Raw genomic sequence first — 18,443 nt, 5'->3', positions numbered from 1 at the left:
ATCCCAGGCGTCGGCCCGTGCGTCTCCACGAGCCGACGCGAGTGTTCGGTACAGGAGGACACAGATGTCCGGGACCTTGGCCGCCGACGGCGGCGCACTGTCCCTTACCGGAGCCAACGTGACGTACGTCGTCATCGCCGCGGTCATCGCGCTGGTGGCGCTCGTCTTCGCCGCCGCCTTGACCAAGGCGGTACTGGCAGCCGGTACGGGAACCACAAACATGCAGGAGATCTCCGGGGCGGTGCAGGAGGGCGCGTCGGCGTACCTGCTGCGGCAGTTCCGCACCCTGGCGATCTTCGTGGTGATCGCCGTCGTGCTGCTGTTCCTGCTGCCGGTGCACGACACCGACGGCAACCAGACCCTGGTGAAGATCGGCCGGTCGGCGTTCTTCGTGGTGGGCGCGCTGTTCAGCGCGTTCATCGGCGGCGCCGGCATGTGGCTGGCCACCCGCGCCAACCTGCGGGTCGCCGCCGCCGCCCGCGAGCGCGAAGGCGGGCGCGAGGGCGCCATGAAGATCGCCTTCCGCACCGGTGGCGTGGTCGGCTTCCTCACCGTCGGCCTGGGCCTGTTCGGCGCGGCGTTGGTCGTCATCCTGTTCCGGGGTGACGCCCCGACCGTGCTGGAGGGCTTCGGCTTCGGCGCCGCGCTGCTCGCCATGTTCATGCGGGTCGGTGGCGGCATCTTCACCAAGGCCGCCGACGTCGGCGCCGACCTCGTCGGCAAGGTCGAGCAGGGCATCCCGGAGGACGACCCGCGCAACGCCGCGACCATCGCCGACAACGTGGGCGACAACGTTGGTGACTGCGCCGGCATGGCCGCCGACCTCTTCGAGTCGTACGCGGTCACGCTGGTCGCCGCGCTGATCCTGGGCCGGGCCGCGTTCGGCGAGGACGGCCTGGTCTTCCCGCTGATCATCTCCACCATCGGCGTGCTGGTCGCCATCGTCGGCGTGTTCATCACCCGGCTGCGCACCAGCGACCGCAACGGCCTCACCGCGATCAACCGGGCCTTCTACCTCTCCGCGGTGATCTCCGCGGTGCTGGTGGCGGTCGCCGCGTTCGCCTACCTGCCGGCCACCTTCGGGGAACTGGAGGGCGGGCTGACCGACGTGGACCGCAACCCGCGGCTGGTGGCCATCGGCGCGGTCGTGATCGGCATCGTGCTGGCCGCCGCCATCCAGGCGCTCACCGGCTACTTCACCGAGACCAACAAGCGCCCGGTGCAGGACATCGGCAAGAGCTCGCAGACCGGCGCCGCCACCGTCATCCTGGCCGGCATCAGCGTCGGCCTGGAGTCGGCGGTCTACTCGGCGCTGCTGATCGGCGCCGGCGTGTTCGGCGCGTTCCTGCTCGGCGGCAGCTCGATCACGCTGTCGCTGTTCGCGGTCGCGCTGGCCGGCACCGGCCTGCTCACCACCGTCGGCGTCATCGTCGCGATGGACACGTTCGGGCCGATCTCCGACAACGCCCAGGGCGTGGCCGAGATGTCCGGCGACATCGACGAGCACGGCGCGCGGACGCTGACCGAGCTGGACGCGGTCGGCAACACCACCAAGGCGATCACCAAGGGCATCGCGATCGCCACCGCGGTGCTGGCCGCGACCGCGCTGTTCGGCTCGTACACCGACACGCTGCGCTCGTCGTACTCCGACGCCGGGGTGGGCGACGTCGGCACCGAGATCCTCAACGCGCTGAACGTGGCCAACCCGCGCAACCTGGTCGGCCTGATCATCGGCGCGGCGGTGGTCTTCCTCTTCTCCGGCCTGGCCATCAACGCGGTCTCCCGCTCCGCCGGCGCCGTGGTGATGGAGGTACGCCGGCAGTTCCGCGAACTGCCCGGCATCATGGACCGCACCCAGCGGCCCGAGTACGGCAAGGTCGTCGACATCTGCACCCGGGACGCGCAGCGCGAGCTGATGACCCCCGGCCTGCTGGCCATCCTGGCCCCGATCGCGGTCGGCTTCGGCCTCGGCCCGGGCGCGCTGGCCTCCTACCTGGCCGGCGCGATCGGCGCGGGCACGCTGATGGCGGTCTTCCTGGCCAACTCCGGCGGCGCCTGGGACAACGGCAAGAAGCTGGTCGAGGACGGCGCGTACGGCGGCAAGGGTTCCGAGTCGCACGCCGCGACAGTCATCGGCGACACGGTCGGCGACCCGTTCAAGGACACCGCCGGCCCGGCCATCAACCCGCTGATCAAGGTGATGAACCTGGTCTCGCTGCTGATCGCCCCGGCCGTGGTGGCCTGGAGCGTGGGCGACGACCGGAACACCCCGCTGCGGATCACGATCGCCGTGGTGGCCGCGTTGATCATCGTGGCGGCCGTGGTGTTCAGCAAGCGCAAGGGCGTGGCGATGGACGACTCGGACAGCGGCGCCGGCACCCCGGACCAGCACCCGGAGACGGTCAACGCCTGACCGGCCGTGACGGTTCCCGGCCGGCCGCCGGCCGGCCGGGAACCGCCCGAAACCTGACCGGTGTCGGTTCCACCCGGAGGTCGTACGCTGCATCGCATGCGTACGTGCCGGGCGGCAACCGCCGGAAAGCTCACGGTGGTCCTGGCCACGCTGGCCCTCGTCGTCGCCGGCTGCGGCGGCCCCAGCCCGCGGGCCTGGGCCGCCTCGGTCTGCCAGGCGCTCAGCCCGTGGCGCGCGGAGATCTCCAAGCTGACCAGCAGCACCCAGCAGCAGATGACCGCGCAGACCACGCCGGCGCAGGCCAAGGAGAACCTGGTGCGGCTCTTCGCCGGGGCCGAACAGGCCAGCGAGACGGCCCGGCGCAAGGTCGAGGAGGCGGGCGTGCCGGAGGTCGAGCGCGGCACCGAGGTGTCGGCCGGGTTCCGGGGCTCGCTGGGCAAGATGCGCGACGCCTACGGGCGGGCCCGGGCCACCATCGACGGGCTGGACACCGCCCGGGCCGGCCCGTTCTACGACGGCGTGCGCGCCGCCGTGGACACGCTGAACAAGGAGTACGACGCGAGCGCGCTGGACACCAGCAAGCTCAACTCACCGGAACTCAAACAGGCCTTCGACGAGGTCCCGGAGTGTCGCTGACGCCACCCTCGGAGAACCCGGCCCGCCAGCCCTCGCTGTTCTCCACCGAGGCGGCCGATCCGTCGCTGGCGGATCTCGCCGGCCTGCTCGCCGGGCCGGGGGAGGTGGTGCGGATGGGCGGCACGGCGCGGATCTCGGTGGTGGTGGACGCGGCCTGGCGGGTGCACGCGCTGGTGGCCGAGCTGGGCGCCCGGGGGGTGCCGGCGAGCTGGGAGCCGACCGAGGACGGCCGGCACCGGGTGCGCACCGCGTACGCGACCACGCTGGCCCCGCTCGCGCGGGCCTGGCTGCGGGGCACGGCGAAGCGGCCACCCGCCCGGTTCCACCTCGACGGGCGGCGGCTGCGGCTCTGGGTGGCCGCCGCCGGTACGGCCGAGCCGGCCGGGTTCCGGCTCCGGCTCGGCCCCGGTGACGAGCCGAACTGGCCGGCGGTGCGCGCCGCGCTGGCCGTGGTGGGGCTGCCGGCCGCGTTCGTCGAGCCGGACGAGGGCGGGCCCGCGTACCGGATCGGTGGGCGGCGGGTGACCCGGCTCGCCGAGTTGGTGGGGGAACGGCCGCCGGCCGCGCCGGTCGCCGACTGGCCGGGCTGACCGGCCGGGCTGACCGGCCGGGCTGACCGGCCGGGCGATCGGACCGCCTGTCCGATCACGGACACCCGCTCCGGCGGGTTTCCCGCAGGAAACGACGGCTGACACCTCCGGCGGCGGGCGCGCGATCGTCACAGTGACCCGCTCGGCGCCCTACCCACGGTGTACGGTGGCGCCGTCCGGCAGGGTCGGCTGGCGGTCGCCGGTGGAGGCGGCCGGTTTGCCGCCCACGAAACCCGGAGCGTGGACGGCGCGTTACGTTGGACGTCCGGGCCACCGGTGGCCCGGACGGTGCGGAACGGCCCGAAACGGGCATGGCGTGGGAGTGAGGTCGGGGAGAGACGTGCCGAGCAACGCTGGAACCACCCGTCTGGTCATCGTCGAGTCACCGGCGAAGGCCAAGACGATCTCGGGCTACCTCGGCCCGGGGTACGTCGTGGAGGCCAGCTTCGGCCACGTCCGGGACCTGCCCCGCAACGCCGCCGACGTGCCGGCCAAGTACAAGGGTGAGCCGTGGGCACGGCTCGGCGTCGACGTCGACAACGGCTTCCACGCGCTCTACGTCGTCTCCGCCGACCGCCGGCAGCAGATCAGCAAGCTGGTGAAGCTGGCCAAGGAGGTCGACGAGATCTTCCTGGCCACGGATGAGGACCGCGAGGGCGAGGCGATCGCCTGGCACCTGGTGGAGACGCTCAAGCCCAAGGTGCCGGTCAAGCGGATGGTCTTCCACGAGATCACCAAGCCGGCCATCCAGGCCGCGGTGGCCAACCCCCGGGAGATCGACCGCGACCTCGTCGACGCCCAGGAGGCCCGGCGCATCCTCGACCGGCTCTACGGCTACGAGGTCTCCCCCGTGCTGTGGAAGAAGGTCATGCCGAAGCTCTCGGCGGGCCGGGTGCAGTCCGTGGCGACCCGGATCGTGGTCGAGCGGGAACGCCAGCGGATGGCGTTCCGCACCGCCGAATACTGGGACATCCTGGCCACCCTGGCGGTGGCGAAGCCGGGCGAGGGGCCGCGCACCTTCAACGCCACCCTCGTCGCGCTGAACGGCGACCGGATCGCCACCGGCAAGGACTTCGAGCCGACCACGGGCCGCGTTCGCGCCGGCGCCGGTGTCGTCCACCTCGACGAGGGCGGGGCCCGCGGGCTGGCGGCCCGCCTGGCGGACCGGCCGTTCACGGTCACCCGGGTCGAGGAGAAGCCCTACCGCCGCCGCCCGTACGCGCCGTTCATCACCTCCACGCTCCAGCAGGAGGCGGCCCGCAAGCTGCGGTTCTCGTCCCAGCAGACGATGCGCACCGCGCAGCGGCTCTACGAGAACGGCTACATCACCTACATGCGTACCGACTCGGTGAACCTGTCGGAGACCGCCATCGCGGCGGCCCGCCGGCAGATCGTCGAGCTGTACGGCGAGCGCAGCGTGCCGCCGGAGCCGCGCCGCTACACCGGCAAGGTGAAGAACGCGCAGGAGGCGCACGAGGCGATCCGCCCGGCGGGGGACAACTTCCGCACCCCTGGCGACGTGGCCAAGGAGCTGTCCGGCGAGGAGTTCAAGCTCTACGAGCTGATCTGGCGGCGCACCATCGCCTCGCAGATGACCGACGCGGTCGGCTCCAGCGTGTCGGTGCGGATCCGGGCCATCTCCTCCGCCCAGGAGGAGGTCGACTTCGGCGCCACCGGCAAGACCATCACCGACCCGGGCTTCCTGCGGGCGTACGTCGAGTCGAGCGACGACGAGAACGCCGAGGCGGAGGACGCCGAGCGGCGGCTGCCCACGCTGGTCAAGGACCAGCCGCTGACCGCCGACGAGCTGGCCGCGCAGGGCCACCACACCCAGCCGCCGTCGCGTTACACCGAGGCGTCGCTCGTCAAGGCGCTGGAGGAGCTGGGCATCGGCCGCCCGTCCACGTACGCCTCGATCATGCAGACCATCCAGGACCGGGGGTACGTCAACAAGCGCGGCCAGGCGATGATCCCGACGTTCCTGGCGTTCGCGGTGATCGGGCTGATGGAGCGGCACTACCCGCGCCTGATCGACTACGACTTCACCGCCAGCATGGAGAACGAGCTGGACGAGATCGCCGGCGGTGACCACGCCGCGGTCGACTTCCTCACCTCCTTCTACTTCGGCAGCGCCAACGGCGCCGGCGACCAGGCCATCGCGCACGCCGGCGGGCTGAAGAAGCTGGTCACCGAGAACCTCAGCGAGATCGATGCGCGCAGCGTCAACTCGATCCCGCTGCACACCGACGACGAGGGGCGCGAGGTCGTCGTCCGGGTCGGCCGGTACGGGCCCTACCTGCAACGGGCGGTGCCGGGCGCCGTTGCGGGCTCGGGTGAGGGCGAGGAGGGCGGCTCGCCGGGCGACCGGGCGCCGATCCCGGAGGGCCTGGCCCCCGACGAGCTGACCCCGGAGAAGGTGCACGAGCTGTTCCTCGGTGGCGGCGGCGAGCGCAAGCTCGGCGACGACCCGTCGACCGGCGAGCCGATCCTGCTCAAGTCCGGCCGCTTCGGCCCGTACGTGGCCAGCGGCGAGCGGAAGTCGTCGCTGCTGCGCTCGCAGTCGCCGGACAGCCTCACCCTGGACCAGGCGTTGCGGCTGCTCAGCCTGCCCCGGCTGGTGGGCGTGGCCCCGGACGGCGTCGAGGTCTTCGCCAACAACGGCCGCTACGGCCCGTACGTCAAGCGCGGTGACGAGTTCCGCTCGCTGGACTCGGAAGACAAGATGTTCACCGTCACGCTGGACGAGGCGCTGGCCCTGCTGGCCGCCCCGAAGACGCGCCAGCGCCGGGCCGCCGCGCCGCCGCTGCGGGAGATGGGCGTCGACCCGCTCACCGAGAAGCCGCTGGTGATCAAGGATGGGCGCTTCGGCCCGTACGTGACCGACGGCGAGTTCAACGCGTCGTTGCGGCGCGCGCAGACGCCGGAGGCGCTGACGCTGGAGGAGGCGTCCGAGATGCTCGCCGAGAAGCGGGCGAAGGGCCCGGCGCCGAAGAAGAAGGCCACCAAGAAGGCCGCCCCCGCCAAGAAGGCCGGCGCAACGAAGAAGACGACCGCCGCGGCGAAGAAGACCACCGCCGCCGCCAAGGCCACGGCGGCCAAGAAGACCCCGGCGAAGAAGGCGGCTCCGAAGAAGGCGACCGCAACCCCGAAGGAGTGACCGAGATCTTGGAAGCGGACGGCCCCCAGGAGGGCCGTCATCTTCCAAGATCTCGTCAGGAGCCGAGGACCTGGGTCAGATAGCGGTTTCCGAAGACGTTGTTCGGGTCGAGGCGGGTGCGCAGGGACCGGAAGTCGGCGAATCTCGGGTAGGCGGTGGCGAGCGACTCGGCGTCGCGCCAGTGCAGCTTGCCCCAGTGCGGCCGGCCGCTCAGCTCGGTCGCCACCTGCTCGAACGCGCGGAAGTACGGCTCGTACGGCATGCCCACGTACTGGTGGATCGCGACATAGGCGGAGTCGCGCCCGTAGGAGTGGGAGAGCCAGATGTCGTCGGCGGCGGTGAACCGCACCTCGACCGGGAAGAGCACCTTGAACGGCAGCCGGTCCACGATCCGGCGCAGTTCGGCAAGCGCGTCGGGCAGCGCGTCGCGCGGCAGTCCGTACTCCATCTCCACGAAGCGGACCCGGCGCGGGGTGCAGAAGACCAGGTCGGAGCGGCCGGTGTAGGTGCGTTCGGTGAGCGCCCGGGCGGAGACGGCGCTGATGCCGGGCGCGAGGGCGGGCACGGCCCGGCCGAGCCGGCAGGCCCCGGCGAAGACGGTGTTGGCGAGGAACTCGTCGTCGAGCCAGCCGCGCCAGCGGGGCAGCGGCCGGTCGTCGGCGGGTACCCGGTCGTTGGCCTTGACCTGCACCCGGTCGGTGTAGGGGAACCAGTAGAACTCGGCGTGGTCGTGCCGTTCGTAGAGGCCGGGCAGGTCGTCGAGCACCTCGGCGAGCGCGGCGGGCCGTTCGTGGGCACGGAGCACGAAGGCGTCCACGCAGCGCAGGGTGACCTCGACGAGCACGCCGACCGCGCCGAGCCCGACCCGGGCGGCGTCGAAGACGTCGCGGTGCTCGTCGGCGGAGCAGCGCAGCACCTCGCCGGTGCCGGTGACGAGCGTCAGCCCGGTCACGAACGCGGAGAGGCAGCCGAGTTTCGCGCCGGTGCCGTGGGTGCCGGTGGAGAGCGCGCCGGCGATGGTCTGCGCGTCGATGTCGCCGAGGTTGGGCATCGCCAGCCCGTGCCCGGCGAGCAGGTCGTTGAGCGTGTGCAGGGTCATCCCGGCCGGTACGGTGACCAGGCGACGCGCCACGTCGACGGTGACGTCGGTGGCCAGGTCGGCGAGGTCGAGCCGGTGCCCGTCGGCGACGGCGGTGGCGGTGAAGGAGTGGCCGCTGCCGATCGCCCGGACGGTCCGGCCGGCCGCGCTCGCCCGGCGGACCGCCTCGGCCACCTCTTCGACAGTGCGGGGGCGCTCGGTGACCAGCGCGGTGCTGTGTTGGTTGCCGGCCCAGTTGGACCAGGCGGTGGGGGGACCGGCCATGGCGAACGCTCCTCGACATGAATATGAACTGAATTCATATCAGGAACGTTGTGCCTGGTAAATACCGCAATCGAGCCCCGCTCGTTGTACCGGTAGTCACAGACTCGTGACGTGCAGATATGTTCATCCGTCGAAGGGGGGTGGCGCCGAGTGTCCACACCAGCCGCCACGACCGGGCCGCTGCGTCGGGTACCGGTGCAGGGTCGAAGTGTCGCGCGGGTCCAGCGGATGCTGGACGCCTGCGCCGAGCTCGTCGACGAGGTGGGGTACGAGGGCTTGACCACGACCCTGCTCGCCGAGCGTGCCGAGGTGGCGATCGGGTCGGTCTACCAGTTCTTTCCGGACAAGCGGGCGATCGTGCAGGCGCTGACCCTGCGGACCATGGAGTCCTACCTCCAGCGGCTCGACGAGCGTTTCGCCTCGGACGACCTGACCCACTGGTGGGACGGGGTCGACGCGGCGATCGACGAGTACATCTCGATGCACCGCACGGTGCCCGGTTTCCGTACCCTGCACTTCGGCGACGTGGTCGACCTGCACCTGTTGGACGACCAGCGGGACAACAACGGGGTGATCGCGGAGCAACTCGCCCGCGTGCTCACCGAGCGGTTCGGTCTGGCCGGGGTGCCCGACCTGCGGTTCCACCTGGAGGTCGCGGTCGAGGCCGCAGACGCCCTGATCAAGCTCGCGTTCCGGCGCCGGGCCGAGGGCGACGAGCGGGTGCTCATCGAGGCGAAGGCGCTGATCCGGGAATACCTGCACCGGCAGGTCAACGCCCCGGTGGAGGCCGCGCAGCAGGGCTGAGCGGCACGCCGGGCGGCGGGTTCTGCGCATGCGCCGGAACCCGCCGTCGTCAGTTCAGAGGAAGGCCCGGCCCTCGCCCCGGTAGGTGGCCGCGGTCGCGACCACCGTGTCGCCGTCGACCAGGTGCACCTCGTTGACGTGCTCGCACACCTCGCCCGCCTTGGCGTGGCGGAACCACACCCGGTCGCCGACCCGCAGCGCGTCGGCCGCGTCGCCGGCGAGCGGGGTCTGCACCTCGCCCGCGCCCTCCGCCCCGAGCAGCGTCAGCCCGGCCGGCAGCCAGGGCCGGGGCAGCCGGCTGGCCGCCGCCGGGCCGGAGGCGATCCAGCCGCCGCCGAGCACGGTGGCCAGCCCGGGCGCCGGCCGGCGGACCACCGCGCAGGCGAAGAACGCCGCCGGGGTCGGCCGCCAGGCGCGGTACGCGTCGAACAACGTCGGCCCGTACAGCCCGGACCCGGCGGTGATCTCGGTGACCGCCGGGTCGGCGCTGGTGGCGGCCACGCTGCCGGTGCCGCCGCCGTTGACGAACTCCAGGTCGGCGTGCTCGCGGACCGCGGCGACCGCGGCCGAGCGGCGGGCCAGCAGTTCCCGGTACGACCCGCGCTGGGCGACCCGGATCGCGGAACCGACGACCGCCTGCCCGGGTGGGGCGTCGCCGAGACCGGCGATCTGTGCCTCGTACGACATCAGACCGACCAGCCGGAAGCCCGGGCGGCCGGTGACGGCGGCGGCGAGCGTGCCGGCCGCCCGGGCGCTGTGCACCGGCGAGCGACGCACCCCCACGTGCACCCGGCCCCGCAACGGTCGCCAGGAGGCGTCCAGGTCGAGGCAGACCCGTAGCGCGGGCCGGTGCCCGGGCGGGCAGACCCGGTCGATCAGGTCGAGCTGCCCGGCGTCGTCGACCATCAGGGTTATCGTCTCGGCGCGGGCCGGGTCGGCGGCCAGTTCGGCGAGCGCCTCCCGGTGCGCGGTCGGGTAGGCGACCAGCACGTCGTCGGCGATGCCGCCGCGGGCCAGCCAGAGCGCCTCGGGCAGGGTGAAGGCCATCACACCGTGCCAGCCGGGGCGTCCGAGCGCCCGGGTGAGCAGCTCGCGGACCCGCACGGACTTGCTCGCCACCCGCAGCGGCTTGCCGCCGGCGCGGGCGGTCAGCGCGGCGGCGTTCGCGTCGAACGCGGAGACGTCGACCACCGCGTACGGCGGGTCGAGGTGGGCGGTCGCCCGGTCGAGACGATCGCGAAGTTCGGCACGGTCGATGGCCACGTCTGCACGCTAACTGTCGGGACGGCAATGCGAAATACCCTCGCGTCTGTCCGGGCTGCGGGCGGTGGCTCCGGCGGCCTAGGCTCGGCGAGCAGGCGAATGTCGCGGGAGGCGGTGCGCTTCGCGCGACTAGAGTGTTCCACCGGGGAGGCCCAGACCTGGGCCGGCACGTGGAGGTACGGCCATCGAAAGCCAGAAGAACGGCGAGTCGCCCGGCGTGTCGTCGCCCGGCACACCGGCCGACCGGTCCGGTGCCGCCGCGATCCGCGCGGTGCTGCGCATCCGGCCGTTCCGCCGGCTGTGGATCGTGCTCAGCGCGGCCTCCTTCGGCGACTGGCTCGGCCTGCTCGCCACCGCGCTCTTCGCCGCCTCGCAGGTGTCCGGCAGCACCGCCAAGGGCGCGGCCTTCGGCGGCGTGACCGCGATCCGGCTGTTGCCGGCGCTCGTGCTCGGGCCGGTGGCGGGCGTCTTCGCCGACCGGTTCGACCGCCGGTGGACGATGGTCATCTGTGACCTGCTGCGCTTCGTTCTCTTCGCGTCGATCCCGCTCTACGCGCTCACCGGCGCGGCCGGTGGCCTGGTGGTCGGCTGGGCGCTGATCGCCACCTTCCTGATCGAGTCGATCACGTTGATGTGGATCCCGGCCAAGGAGGCCGCGGTCCCCAACCTGATCCCGCGCACCCGGCTGGAGGCGGCCAACCAGCTCACGCTGATCACCACGTACGGGCTCACGCCGGTGGCGGCGGCCATCGCGCTGGCCGTGCTGACCCGCGGGGTGCCCGCCACCGTCGGCGGCAATCTGCCCGACTGGGCCGAGCCGGCCCAGCTCGCGCTCTGGTTCAACGCCTTCTCCCGGCTGGCCACCGCGCTCGTGGTGGCGTTCGGGATCAAGGAGATCAGCGAGGCGCAGCGCGGCGAGGCGGAGCGCACCGAGCAGAGCATGTTCCGCCAGTTCGCCGACGGCTGGAAGTTCATCGGCCAGACGCCGCTGGTCCGTGGCCTGGTGCTCGGCATCTTCGGCGCGTTCGCCGGCGGCGGCATCGTGGTCGGCACGGGCAAGTTCTTCGCCAACTCGCTCGGTGCCGGTGACGCCGCGTTCTCGCTGCTCTTCGGCGCGATCTTCGTCGGCCTGGCGCTCGGCATCGGGCTCGGACCGATGGTCGTACGGGACATGTCCCGGCGCCGCTGGTTCGGCATGAGCATCGTGCTGGCCAGCGCCTCCGTGCTGGTGCTCGCGTTCGCCATCCACCTGTCCATGGCCATCGTCGGCGCGATCCTGGTCGGGGCCGGCGCGGGCATGGCGTTCCTGGCCGGCACCACGCTGCTCGGCGGCGAGGTCGCCGACGAGGTGCGCGGCCGGGTGTTCGCGGTGGTGCAGATCGGCACCCGGCTCGTGCTGATCCTGGCCATCGCGTTGAGCAGCCTCCTGGTCGGCGTCGGCGGCTCCCGCCAGCTCACCATCGCCGACCTGGGCATCTCCATCTCCTCGACCCGGCTGCTGCTGCTCGCCGCCGGCGCGGCCGGCATCTTCGCCGGAATCAGCGCGTTCGGCCAGATGGACGACAAGAAGGGCGTGCCGGTCCTCGCCGACCTGTGGGGCTCGATCCGGGGTCGCCCGCTGATGCCGGCCGAGCCGTTCGTCTCGTCCGGCCTGTTCGTGGTCTTCGAGGGCGGCGAGGGCGCCGGCAAGTCGACCCAGCTCGCCGCGCTCGCCGAGCGGCTGCGCGCCGGCGGCCGGGACGTGGTCGTCACCCGGGAGCCGGGCGCCACTGGGGTCGGTGAGCGGATCCGCTCGCTGGTGCTGGGCACCGCCGCCGCCGACGCGCCGTCGCCGCGCGCCGAGGCGTTGCTCTACGCCGCCGACCGGGCCCACCACGTGGCCACCGTGGTCCGTCCGGCGCTGGTCCGGGGCGCCGTGGTGATCAGCGACCGCTACGTCGACTCGTCCCTGGCCTACCAGGGGGCCGGCCGGACGCTGCCGGTGGACGAGGTCTCCTGGCTGTCCTCCTGGGCCACCGGCGGCCTCAAGCCCGACCTGGTGGTCCTGCTCGACGTCGATCCGCGCACCGGGCTGAGCCGGGTGGCGGCCCGCCGCGAGGGCACCGACCGGCTGGAGGCCGAGTCGGTGGCGTTCCACGAACGGGTCCGCTACGCCTTCCTCGACCTGGCCGCCGGTGACCCGAAGCGTTACCTGGTGCTCGACGCCTCGCGCCCGGTCGAGGAGATCGCCGACGCGGTCGCGCGCCGGGTGGACGAGTTCCTCGTCGACCCGGCCGGGATCGTGCACCCGCGCCCGGCGCAGGGCCCGGACACCTCGGTCCAGCCTGAGTTATCCGAATCGGAGCTGGTGACGATGGAGCGACGCCGAAGATGACCGACGTCTTCGGCGACCTGGTCGGGCAGGACGAGGCGGTGGCCACGCTGCGACGGGCCGCCGCCTCGGCCGCCGCGCTGCTGCGGCCCGGCACGCCCGTGGCGGCCCGCGCGGGTGCACCGGCCGGCGGGTACGACGACCTCGACGCGCTCGCCGAGGAGTTCGATGGGCCCGGCGGCTCGAACGGCGGCCCGGGCGGGGCGGCAGCGGTCGAGGCCGACCCGGGCGCCGGGATGACGCACGCCTGGATCTTCACCGGGCCGCCCGGCTCCGGCCGCTCGGTGGCCGCCCGCGCGTTCGCCGCCGCCCTCCAGTGCGCGCACGGCACCGGCTGCGGGCACTGCCCCGGCTGCCACACCGCCCTGGCCGGCACCCACGCCGACGTGCGGCTGGTGGTGCCCGAGGGGCTCTCCATCGGCGTCGGCGAGATGCGCGCGCTGGTGCTGCGGGCGGCGAGCACGCCCTCCGGCGGCCGCTGGCAGATCGTGATCATCGAGGACGCCGACCGGCTCACCGAGGCCGCCGGCAACGCGCTGCTCAAGGCGATCGAGGAGCCGCCCCCGCGTACCGTCTTCCTGCTCTGCGCCCCGTCCACCCACCCGGACGACGTCTCGGTGACCATCCGGTCGCGGTGCCGGGTGGTGCCGCTGCGGCAGCCGCCGGCCGGCGCGGTGGCCGAGGTGCTCGTCCGGCGGGACGGCATCGCCCCCGACGTGGCGCGGTGGGCGGCGTCGGCCGCCCAGGGGCACGTCGGTCGGGCCCGGCGGCTGGCCCGGGACCCGGAGGCCCGGCAGCGGCGGGAGGCCGTGCTCGCCGTGCCGCGCCGGCTCACCGGCGTGGGCGCGGCGTTCGACGCCGCCTCGGCGCTGATCGAGGCCGCCGAGGCGGAGGCCGCCGCCTCGGTCGCGGAGTCCGACGAGGCGGAGCGGGCGGCGCTGCAGACCGCGCTCGGCGCCGGCGGCACCGGCCGGGGCGCGGCCGGCGCCATGCGGGGCGCCGCCGGCCAGCTCAAGGAGCTGGAGAAGCGGCAGAAGTCGCGGGCCACCCGGGCCCAGCGGGACGCGCTCGACCGTGCCCTGGTCGACCTGGCCGGCTTCTACCGGGACGCGCTCACCATGGCGCTGCGGGCGCCGGTCGCCCCGGTGCACACCGACACCGCGACGACGGCCGCGGCCGGCGCGCAGCGGTGGGACGCCGAGGGCTCGCTGCGCCGCCTGGAGGCGGTGCTGGAGTGCCGGGCGGCGATCGAGGCGAACGTCAAGCCGCGGATCGCGGTCGAGGCGATGATGCTCTCGCTCTGGCGGGGCTGAAACCCGCCGCCCGCACGCTGTCCACAGGGCATCGACACGCGCGATTGACGTGCGGTACGGTCCCCGGTGATGCCGTGGTGACCAGGGCGGCACGCTCAGTGAGGGTGGCGTCGGGGTGGGGCCGGCGGCGCCGACCGGCCGGGAGGAGTGCGCCGATGGCGCGGGGGGAGATCGACGAGGCCTGGATCGAGGAGGCGGTGCGGCGCTACCGCCGCATCGAGGCGCTCCAGGCCGAGTTCGACCAGGCGGTCGCCACCGTGGAGGTCACCGTCCGCTCACCCGACGGCCTGGTCGAGGTGGTGGTCACGGCCGGCGGGCGGATCACCGACGTCCGCTTCCTCGGCCCGCTGCACCAGCGCAACCCGCGCGACGTGGCCGGCTCGGTGCAGGCCGCGGTGACCGCCGCCGCCGACGCGGCGCAGTGGGCGCGGGAGAAGCTGCACAACGAGACCTTCGCGGCCTACCGGCCGCTGGCGGGAGCCTGACATGGAATCGCTGCGCGCGCTGGCCGCCCGCCTCGACGACGCCTCCGCCACGCTCGCGACGCTGGCCCGCACGGTGACCGCCACCGACCCGCCGCACCCGGCGTTCGGCGCGCACGCCGCCGGCCGGCCCGGCGAGGTGGGGCGTGCCCTGCACCGGCAGTGGACCGTCGCCACCGCCGACCGGGCGCGGGAGGCGCAGGCCGCCGCCAACCGGCTGTCCGCCGCCGCGGCGGCGCTGCGCAGCGCCGCCGAGCGCTACGCGGCGGCCGACGACGCGGTGGCGCGCCGGCTGGCCCGGGAGGCCTGATGGACGCGCTGGACCGTCTCGCCGAGCCGGGCCTCGACCTGCTCACCCGCGTCGACGCGCTGCTCGCCGCCGGCGCGCCCGAGGGGCACCGGCTGTGGCCGCTGCTGCGCCGGATGCAGGTGCTCCCCGGCGCGGCCGTGCGCGAGTTCCTCGAACTGCATCCCGCGCCGCTGACCGGCGCCGGCCACGCCGTGCGCCGGCTCGTCCGGGGTTACGACGACGCCGCCGCCGTCCTCGCCGACCAGGTCGCCTGGTCGGGGCCGGCCGCCTCGGCCTACGACGATGCCCGCACCGCCCTGCTCCGGCATCTCGACGAGGGGCCGGAGAGCCTGGTCGGCCGGCTGGAGTCGACCGCGGGCTACGCGGACGCGCTGGCCGGTTGGGTGGAGAGCAGCCGGGCGGCGCTGGCGCGGGCGCTCGCCGAGGTGCTCGGCTCGGCCGAGGCGGTCACCGTGCACGCCGCGGCGCGGCCCGGGGTCGAGGCGGGGCCGGTGGGCGCCGCGGCGGCGGCCGAGATCGCCACCCGGCTGCTCGGTGTGCTCGGGGTGGCCTACGACGGCGCCGAGACGCTGCTGCGGCAGTGGGGGCCGAGTCTGGCCGAGACGACCTGGCGGGACCGGATCGTCGCCGCCCCGCGCTACGGCGGCACCACCCGGATCGGCTATTGACGGTCCACGGCGTCGCACGTCGGTCCGGCCGTGGCCGGGCACCGGCGGGCGACGCCGTGGCCTTCCCCTGCACCCCCCGCAGGTATGCCTTCACTCAACGCGGTCCGTCGGCGTTTGTCCCGGGGGCGGCCCAGGTTTCAGCCGTCCGGGCGAGGGGCGGGGGTCGCTTCGGCCGGGCGGATCGAGATGGATCGCTGCGCGGGGTGACCGGTCGGCGACCGGTACGGCGTCCGCGCGCGCGGATCCGCGTAGGGTAGGCGCATGGGCATGCTCTGCGCGGTCAGCTTCAACCGGTACGGGCGCCTCTACTACCTCGACCCGGGCGAGTTGCGTCCGCAGGTGGGCGACCGGGTGCTGGTGCCCACCGACGAGGGCCCCGAGGTGGCCGAGTGCGTCTGGGCCGCGCAGTGGGTCGCCGAGGACACCGACGGTTTCCCGAAGCTGGCCGGCCCGGCCGGCGACGACGACCTGCGCCGCGACGAGGTGCTGCGCCGGCGTAAGGCCGACGCCAAGGTGGCCGCCAAGCGGCTGATCCGCGAGCACGGCCTGCCGATGAAGGTGGTCGCCGTCGACCACGTCCTCGGCACGCCGGACAGCGGCAGCGACCGCACCACGATCTACTTCACCGCGCCGCACCGGGTGGACTTCCGTTCCCTCGTCCGCGACCTGGGCGCGACCCTGCACTGCCGGGTCGAGCTGCGGCAGCTCTCCGCCCGCGACTCGGCGCGGGTGCAGGGCGGCATCGGCTCGTGCGGGCGCGACCTGTGCTGCGCGACCTTCCTCACCGACTTCGAGCCGGTGACCATCCGGATGGCGAAGGACCAGGATCTGCCGCTCAACCCGCTGCGCATCTCCGGCGCGTGCGGGCGGCTGATGTGCTGCCTCAAATACGAGCATCCGCTCTACCAGCGGTTCCAGGAGTCCGCCCCGGCGGTCGGCACCCGCGTGGACACGCCTCGTGGCGAGGGCAAGGTGGTGGGCCACAGCGTCCCGCGCGACGCCGTCACGGTCCGCCTCGACGCCGACGGCTCCCGCTGCCAGTGCAGCCGCGCCTCCGTCTGCGCCCCCCGCCAGTCCCACGACCAGCACTACAACCCCTCCTGACCGCGAAGGGCTGCGCTGTTTCCCGGAAAGAGGGCCTATGGGCGGCCGGATAAGCACTCTTTCCGGGAAACAGCGCCATCCCGTCGTGAGGGTGGGGTGGGGTCAGCGGAGGGTGATGGGGGGTTCGGCCAGGCGGGGGGTCAGCGGAGCCTCGGGGGTCAGCCAGGAGGCGGTGGGGGAGTCGTCGGGGTTCAGGCGCCAGGCGTGGGAGACCCGGTCCAGGGCGATCGGATAGATCGTCAGGGTGCCGTCGGGGTCGAACCGGAACCGGAGGAACGCCTTCGAGTCCTCGATGCCCTGAGCGGCGAACAGCTCGTTCAAGTTCACCCCGAACCCGCCCGCCACCAGCAGATAGAGCGCCACCAACTGGCTGGCGACCAGGCCGCTGACCGGGCCGTACAGCACCACCGCCGCGACCGCCGGCAACGGCCACGGCCACTCGTAGAACGGCAGGTGCAGCCAGAGCCACGTCCCCCCGGCGGCCAGCGCCACGTGGGCCAGCCCGTGCGCCACCCCGAGGATCCAGTGCCGGGCGTGCCGTTTCCCACCCGCGCTGGGCGGCTTGGCGAAGAACGCCGCGCCCAGCAGCGTCACCACGAGCATCCCCACCAGCGGAACGCTGAACAGCCGCTGCGCGGTGGAGTCGGCCCGCTGCGCCGCCACCCCGGCCATGGCCAGCATGAGCAGCGTGTGCAGAGTGCCCAACAGCGTCGTGAAACCCGGGTTGCGGAACGGCAGCCGGCCGAAGATCCCCCAGCCGTACCGGCGGGAGCGTGTCTTCTCCGGATAACGCGCGGCCAGGTCGTACGCGCGGGTGCGGCTGGCCCGCCGGGTCAGCGTGTCCCGCGGCGGCACCTCCAGCCGCTCCGGCAGACGGTGCGTGGGGTAGAGGTAGGCGCCACCGCCGCCGCAGGTGATGAGCTGCCGCTCCGGGCCCGCGTACCGGGCGTAGTGGTGCAGGTCGCCGGAGACCAGCACCCGGACCTGCGCCCCGGTGGGCGCCACGATGGTGCGGATGAAGTAGTCGACCGAGTCGTACGCGTTGGGGTGCTCGGCGGCCTTCACCCACGTCGGCGCCGGCACCGCCAGGATCACCCGGGATTGCGGGGTGAGCTTGCGGGCCACCGCGTCGAAGTAGGTGAGCTGCGGATCGTCCAGGTACGAACCGGACTGGTCGTCCAGGCCCAGCAGCCACCAGCCGGCCGGCAGTTCGATGGCGAAGTACGAGCGGGACTGGCCGGTGCCCCAGCCGGCGAAGTGGCGGTCCCGGGAACGCACGAACAGGCGTAGGAACGCGGTCAAGCCGTCGTACCAGTCGTGGTTGCCCGGCACCGCGAAGAGCGTCGGGCGCTCCGGCGGGGCGACCGGCAGCGCGGCCTGGTACGGGCCCTTGCACCGGTCCTCGTACGCCTCGTAGCCGGCCGCCGGATAGACCTGGTCACCGCCCATCACCAGCGTCTGCGCCCGGGGCAGCCGGTGCCCGTCCACGGTCAGCTCCGGCTGCGCCAGGAGGTAGGCGATCGAGTAGGTGGCGTCGAAACCGTCGCCCAGGTCGGCCACGTAGTCCAACCAGAGCCCGCCGTCCGGACCCACCTGCCGGAACGTGTCGTCGTCGAAGGCGTTCTGAAGTTCCCGCTTGTCCAGGTAAGCCCCGAACAGCATGGCCAGCAGCGTCCGCAGGCCGGTGCTGATCAGCAGCATCGGCGCGAGCCAGGGGACCGGCCGACGGGGGGTGAAACCCAGCTCCAGCGGGTCCAGGCTGTGCGGCCGGCAGCTGGCCCGCTCACCCGGGCGCGTCTCGGGATCCGGCTGGCGGGGCGGTACGTGGTCGTCGCTCACCCGCCGCAGGGTAGTCCGCGACGGGCGGGAAGTCTCTCCCGTGGCGGGGCCTCTCCTGCCCCGCTGTCCGGTTCCGGACGACGGGGATCCCGTTCGGCTCCGGGCGGCACGTGCCGTACACTTGGCCATC

General features: G+C 73.5%; 14 protein-coding genes. 11 read left to right on the top strand and 3 right to left on the bottom strand.

Translation table 11 applies throughout. The features are described 5' to 3' along the window. The first annotated feature begins 64 nt into the window (after positions 1-64). The 4 genes from AB0H28_RS13360 (at position 65) to topA (ending at position 6,796) form a co-directional block, all read left to right on the top strand. A complete protein-coding gene (locus tag AB0H28_RS13360) occupies positions 65-2,413 on the top strand; it encodes a sodium-translocating pyrophosphatase (RefSeq protein ID WP_358038339.1) in 2,349 nt (782 codons plus the stop codon). Between the two features lie 96 nt (positions 2,414-2,509). After that, positions 2,510-3,049 carry a hypothetical protein gene (locus tag AB0H28_RS13355; RefSeq protein ID WP_358038336.1) on the top strand — a complete coding sequence of 180 codons (540 nt, stop codon included), beginning with the start codon at positions 2,510-2,512 and terminating at the stop codon, positions 3,047-3,049. Continuing rightward, complete coding sequence (locus AB0H28_RS13350; protein WP_358038333.1) at positions 3,040-3,639, top strand: hypothetical protein; 600 nt, start codon at positions 3,040-3,042, stop codon at positions 3,637-3,639. The genes AB0H28_RS13355 and AB0H28_RS13350 overlap by 10 nt, the downstream gene beginning before the upstream one ends. A 340-nt stretch (positions 3,640-3,979) precedes the next feature. Further along, positions 3,980-6,796 (top strand): type I DNA topoisomerase, encoded by a 2,817-nt coding sequence (topA, locus tag AB0H28_RS13345; RefSeq protein ID WP_358038330.1) that lies wholly within the window; start codon positions 3,980-3,982, stop codon positions 6,794-6,796. Positions 6,797-6,851: 55 nt separating this feature from the next. Here topA and AB0H28_RS13340 read toward each other — a convergent pair whose 3' ends face one another. Continuing rightward, positions 6,852-8,159 carry a D-arabinono-1,4-lactone oxidase gene (locus tag AB0H28_RS13340; RefSeq protein WP_358038327.1) on the bottom strand — a complete coding sequence of 436 codons (1,308 nt, stop codon included), beginning with the start codon at positions 8,157-8,159 and terminating at the stop codon, positions 6,852-6,854. Between the two features lie 228 nt (positions 8,160-8,387). Here AB0H28_RS13340 and AB0H28_RS13335 point away from each other — a divergent pair, with 228 nt between their 5' ends. Further along, positions 8,388-8,963 (top strand): TetR/AcrR family transcriptional regulator, encoded by a 576-nt coding sequence (locus AB0H28_RS13335; protein ID WP_358039014.1) that lies wholly within the window; start codon positions 8,388-8,390, stop codon positions 8,961-8,963. A gap of 54 nt (positions 8,964-9,017) precedes the next feature. Here the strand turns inward: AB0H28_RS13335 and AB0H28_RS13330 are convergent, their stop codons facing one another. Next, positions 9,018-10,226: an amino acid deaminase/aldolase gene (locus tag AB0H28_RS13330; protein ID WP_358038324.1), complete on the bottom strand. Its 1,209-nt coding sequence runs from the start codon at positions 10,224-10,226 to the stop codon at positions 9,018-9,020. Between the two features lie 271 nt (positions 10,227-10,497). Here AB0H28_RS13330 and tmk point away from each other — a divergent pair, with 271 nt between their 5' ends. The 6 genes from tmk (at position 10,498) to ricT (ending at position 16,474) form a co-directional block, all read left to right on the top strand. Continuing rightward, positions 10,498-12,600, top strand: a complete 2,103-nt coding sequence (tmk, locus tag AB0H28_RS13325) for a dTMP kinase (protein ID WP_358039011.1) — start codon at positions 10,498-10,500, stop codon at positions 12,598-12,600. Next, a complete protein-coding gene (locus tag AB0H28_RS13320; protein ID WP_358038321.1) occupies positions 12,597-13,910 on the top strand; it encodes a DNA polymerase III subunit delta' in 1,314 nt (437 codons plus the stop codon). Before tmk ends, AB0H28_RS13320 begins: the two co-directional genes overlap by 4 nt. A gap of 155 nt (positions 13,911-14,065) precedes the next feature. Then, positions 14,066-14,395, top strand: coding sequence for a YbaB/EbfC family nucleoid-associated protein (locus AB0H28_RS13315; RefSeq protein WP_358038318.1), 330 nt, complete (start codon positions 14,066-14,068; stop codon positions 14,393-14,395). A gap of 1 nt (position 14,396) precedes the next feature. Further along, a complete protein-coding gene (locus AB0H28_RS13310; RefSeq protein ID WP_358038315.1) occupies positions 14,397-14,702 on the top strand; it encodes a hypothetical protein in 306 nt (101 codons plus the stop codon). Then, positions 14,702-15,370 (top strand): hypothetical protein, encoded by a 669-nt coding sequence (locus tag AB0H28_RS13305; RefSeq protein WP_358038312.1) that lies wholly within the window; start codon positions 14,702-14,704, stop codon positions 15,368-15,370. The genes AB0H28_RS13310 and AB0H28_RS13305 overlap by 1 nt, the downstream gene beginning before the upstream one ends. A 261-nt stretch (positions 15,371-15,631) precedes the next feature. Then, the gene (ricT, locus tag AB0H28_RS13300; protein ID WP_358038309.1) at positions 15,632-16,474 is read left to right on the top strand and encodes a regulatory iron-sulfur-containing complex subunit RicT; all 843 of its coding nucleotides are present in this window, start codon (positions 15,632-15,634) and stop codon (positions 16,472-16,474) included. Positions 16,475-16,576: 102 nt separating this feature from the next. Here ricT and AB0H28_RS13295 read toward each other — a convergent pair whose 3' ends face one another. Further along, positions 16,577-18,442: a metallophosphoesterase gene (locus AB0H28_RS13295; protein ID WP_358038306.1), complete on the bottom strand. Its 1,866-nt coding sequence runs from the start codon at positions 18,440-18,442 to the stop codon at positions 16,577-16,579. Position 18,443: the final 1 nt, after the last annotated feature.

It is taken from the genome of Micromonospora sp. NPDC050980, assembly GCF_040653835.1.
In the GTDB taxonomy this organism is placed as follows: Bacteria; Actinomycetota; Actinomycetes; order Mycobacteriales; family Micromonosporaceae; genus Micromonospora.
The sequence above is the reverse complement of the archived record's forward strand: the minus strand, read 5'-3'. Positions and strand labels throughout refer to the sequence as shown.

Bases quoted from the DNA above. Each gene is read 5' to 3' on its own strand.
- AB0H28_RS13360 (WP_358038339.1), top strand. From the start codon at position 65: ATGTCCGGGACCTTGGCCGCCGACGGCGGCGCACTGTCCCTTACCGGA.
- AB0H28_RS13355 (WP_358038336.1), top strand. From the start codon at position 2,510: ATGCGTACGTGCCGGGCGGCAACCGCCGGAAAGCTCACGGTGGTCCTG.
- AB0H28_RS13340 (WP_358038327.1), bottom strand. From the start codon at position 8,159: ATGGCCGGTCCCCCCACCGCCTGGTCCAACTGGGCCGGCAACCAACAC.
- AB0H28_RS13335 (WP_358039014.1), top strand. From the start codon at position 8,388: ATGCTGGACGCCTGCGCCGAGCTCGTCGACGAGGTGGGGTACGAGGGC.
- AB0H28_RS13320 (WP_358038321.1), top strand. From the start codon at position 12,597: ATGACCGACGTCTTCGGCGACCTGGTCGGGCAGGACGAGGCGGTGGCC.
- AB0H28_RS13315 (WP_358038318.1), top strand. From the start codon at position 14,066: ATGGCGCGGGGGGAGATCGACGAGGCCTGGATCGAGGAGGCGGTGCGG.
- AB0H28_RS13310 (WP_358038315.1), top strand. From the start codon at position 14,397: ATGGAATCGCTGCGCGCGCTGGCCGCCCGCCTCGACGACGCCTCCGCC.
- AB0H28_RS13305 (WP_358038312.1), top strand. From the start codon at position 14,702: ATGGACGCGCTGGACCGTCTCGCCGAGCCGGGCCTCGACCTGCTCACC.
- ricT (WP_358038309.1), top strand. From the start codon at position 15,632: ATGGGCATGCTCTGCGCGGTCAGCTTCAACCGGTACGGGCGCCTCTAC.
- AB0H28_RS13295 (WP_358038306.1), bottom strand. From the start codon at position 18,442: ATGGCCAAGTGTACGGCACGTGCCGCCCGGAGCCGAACGGGATCCCCG.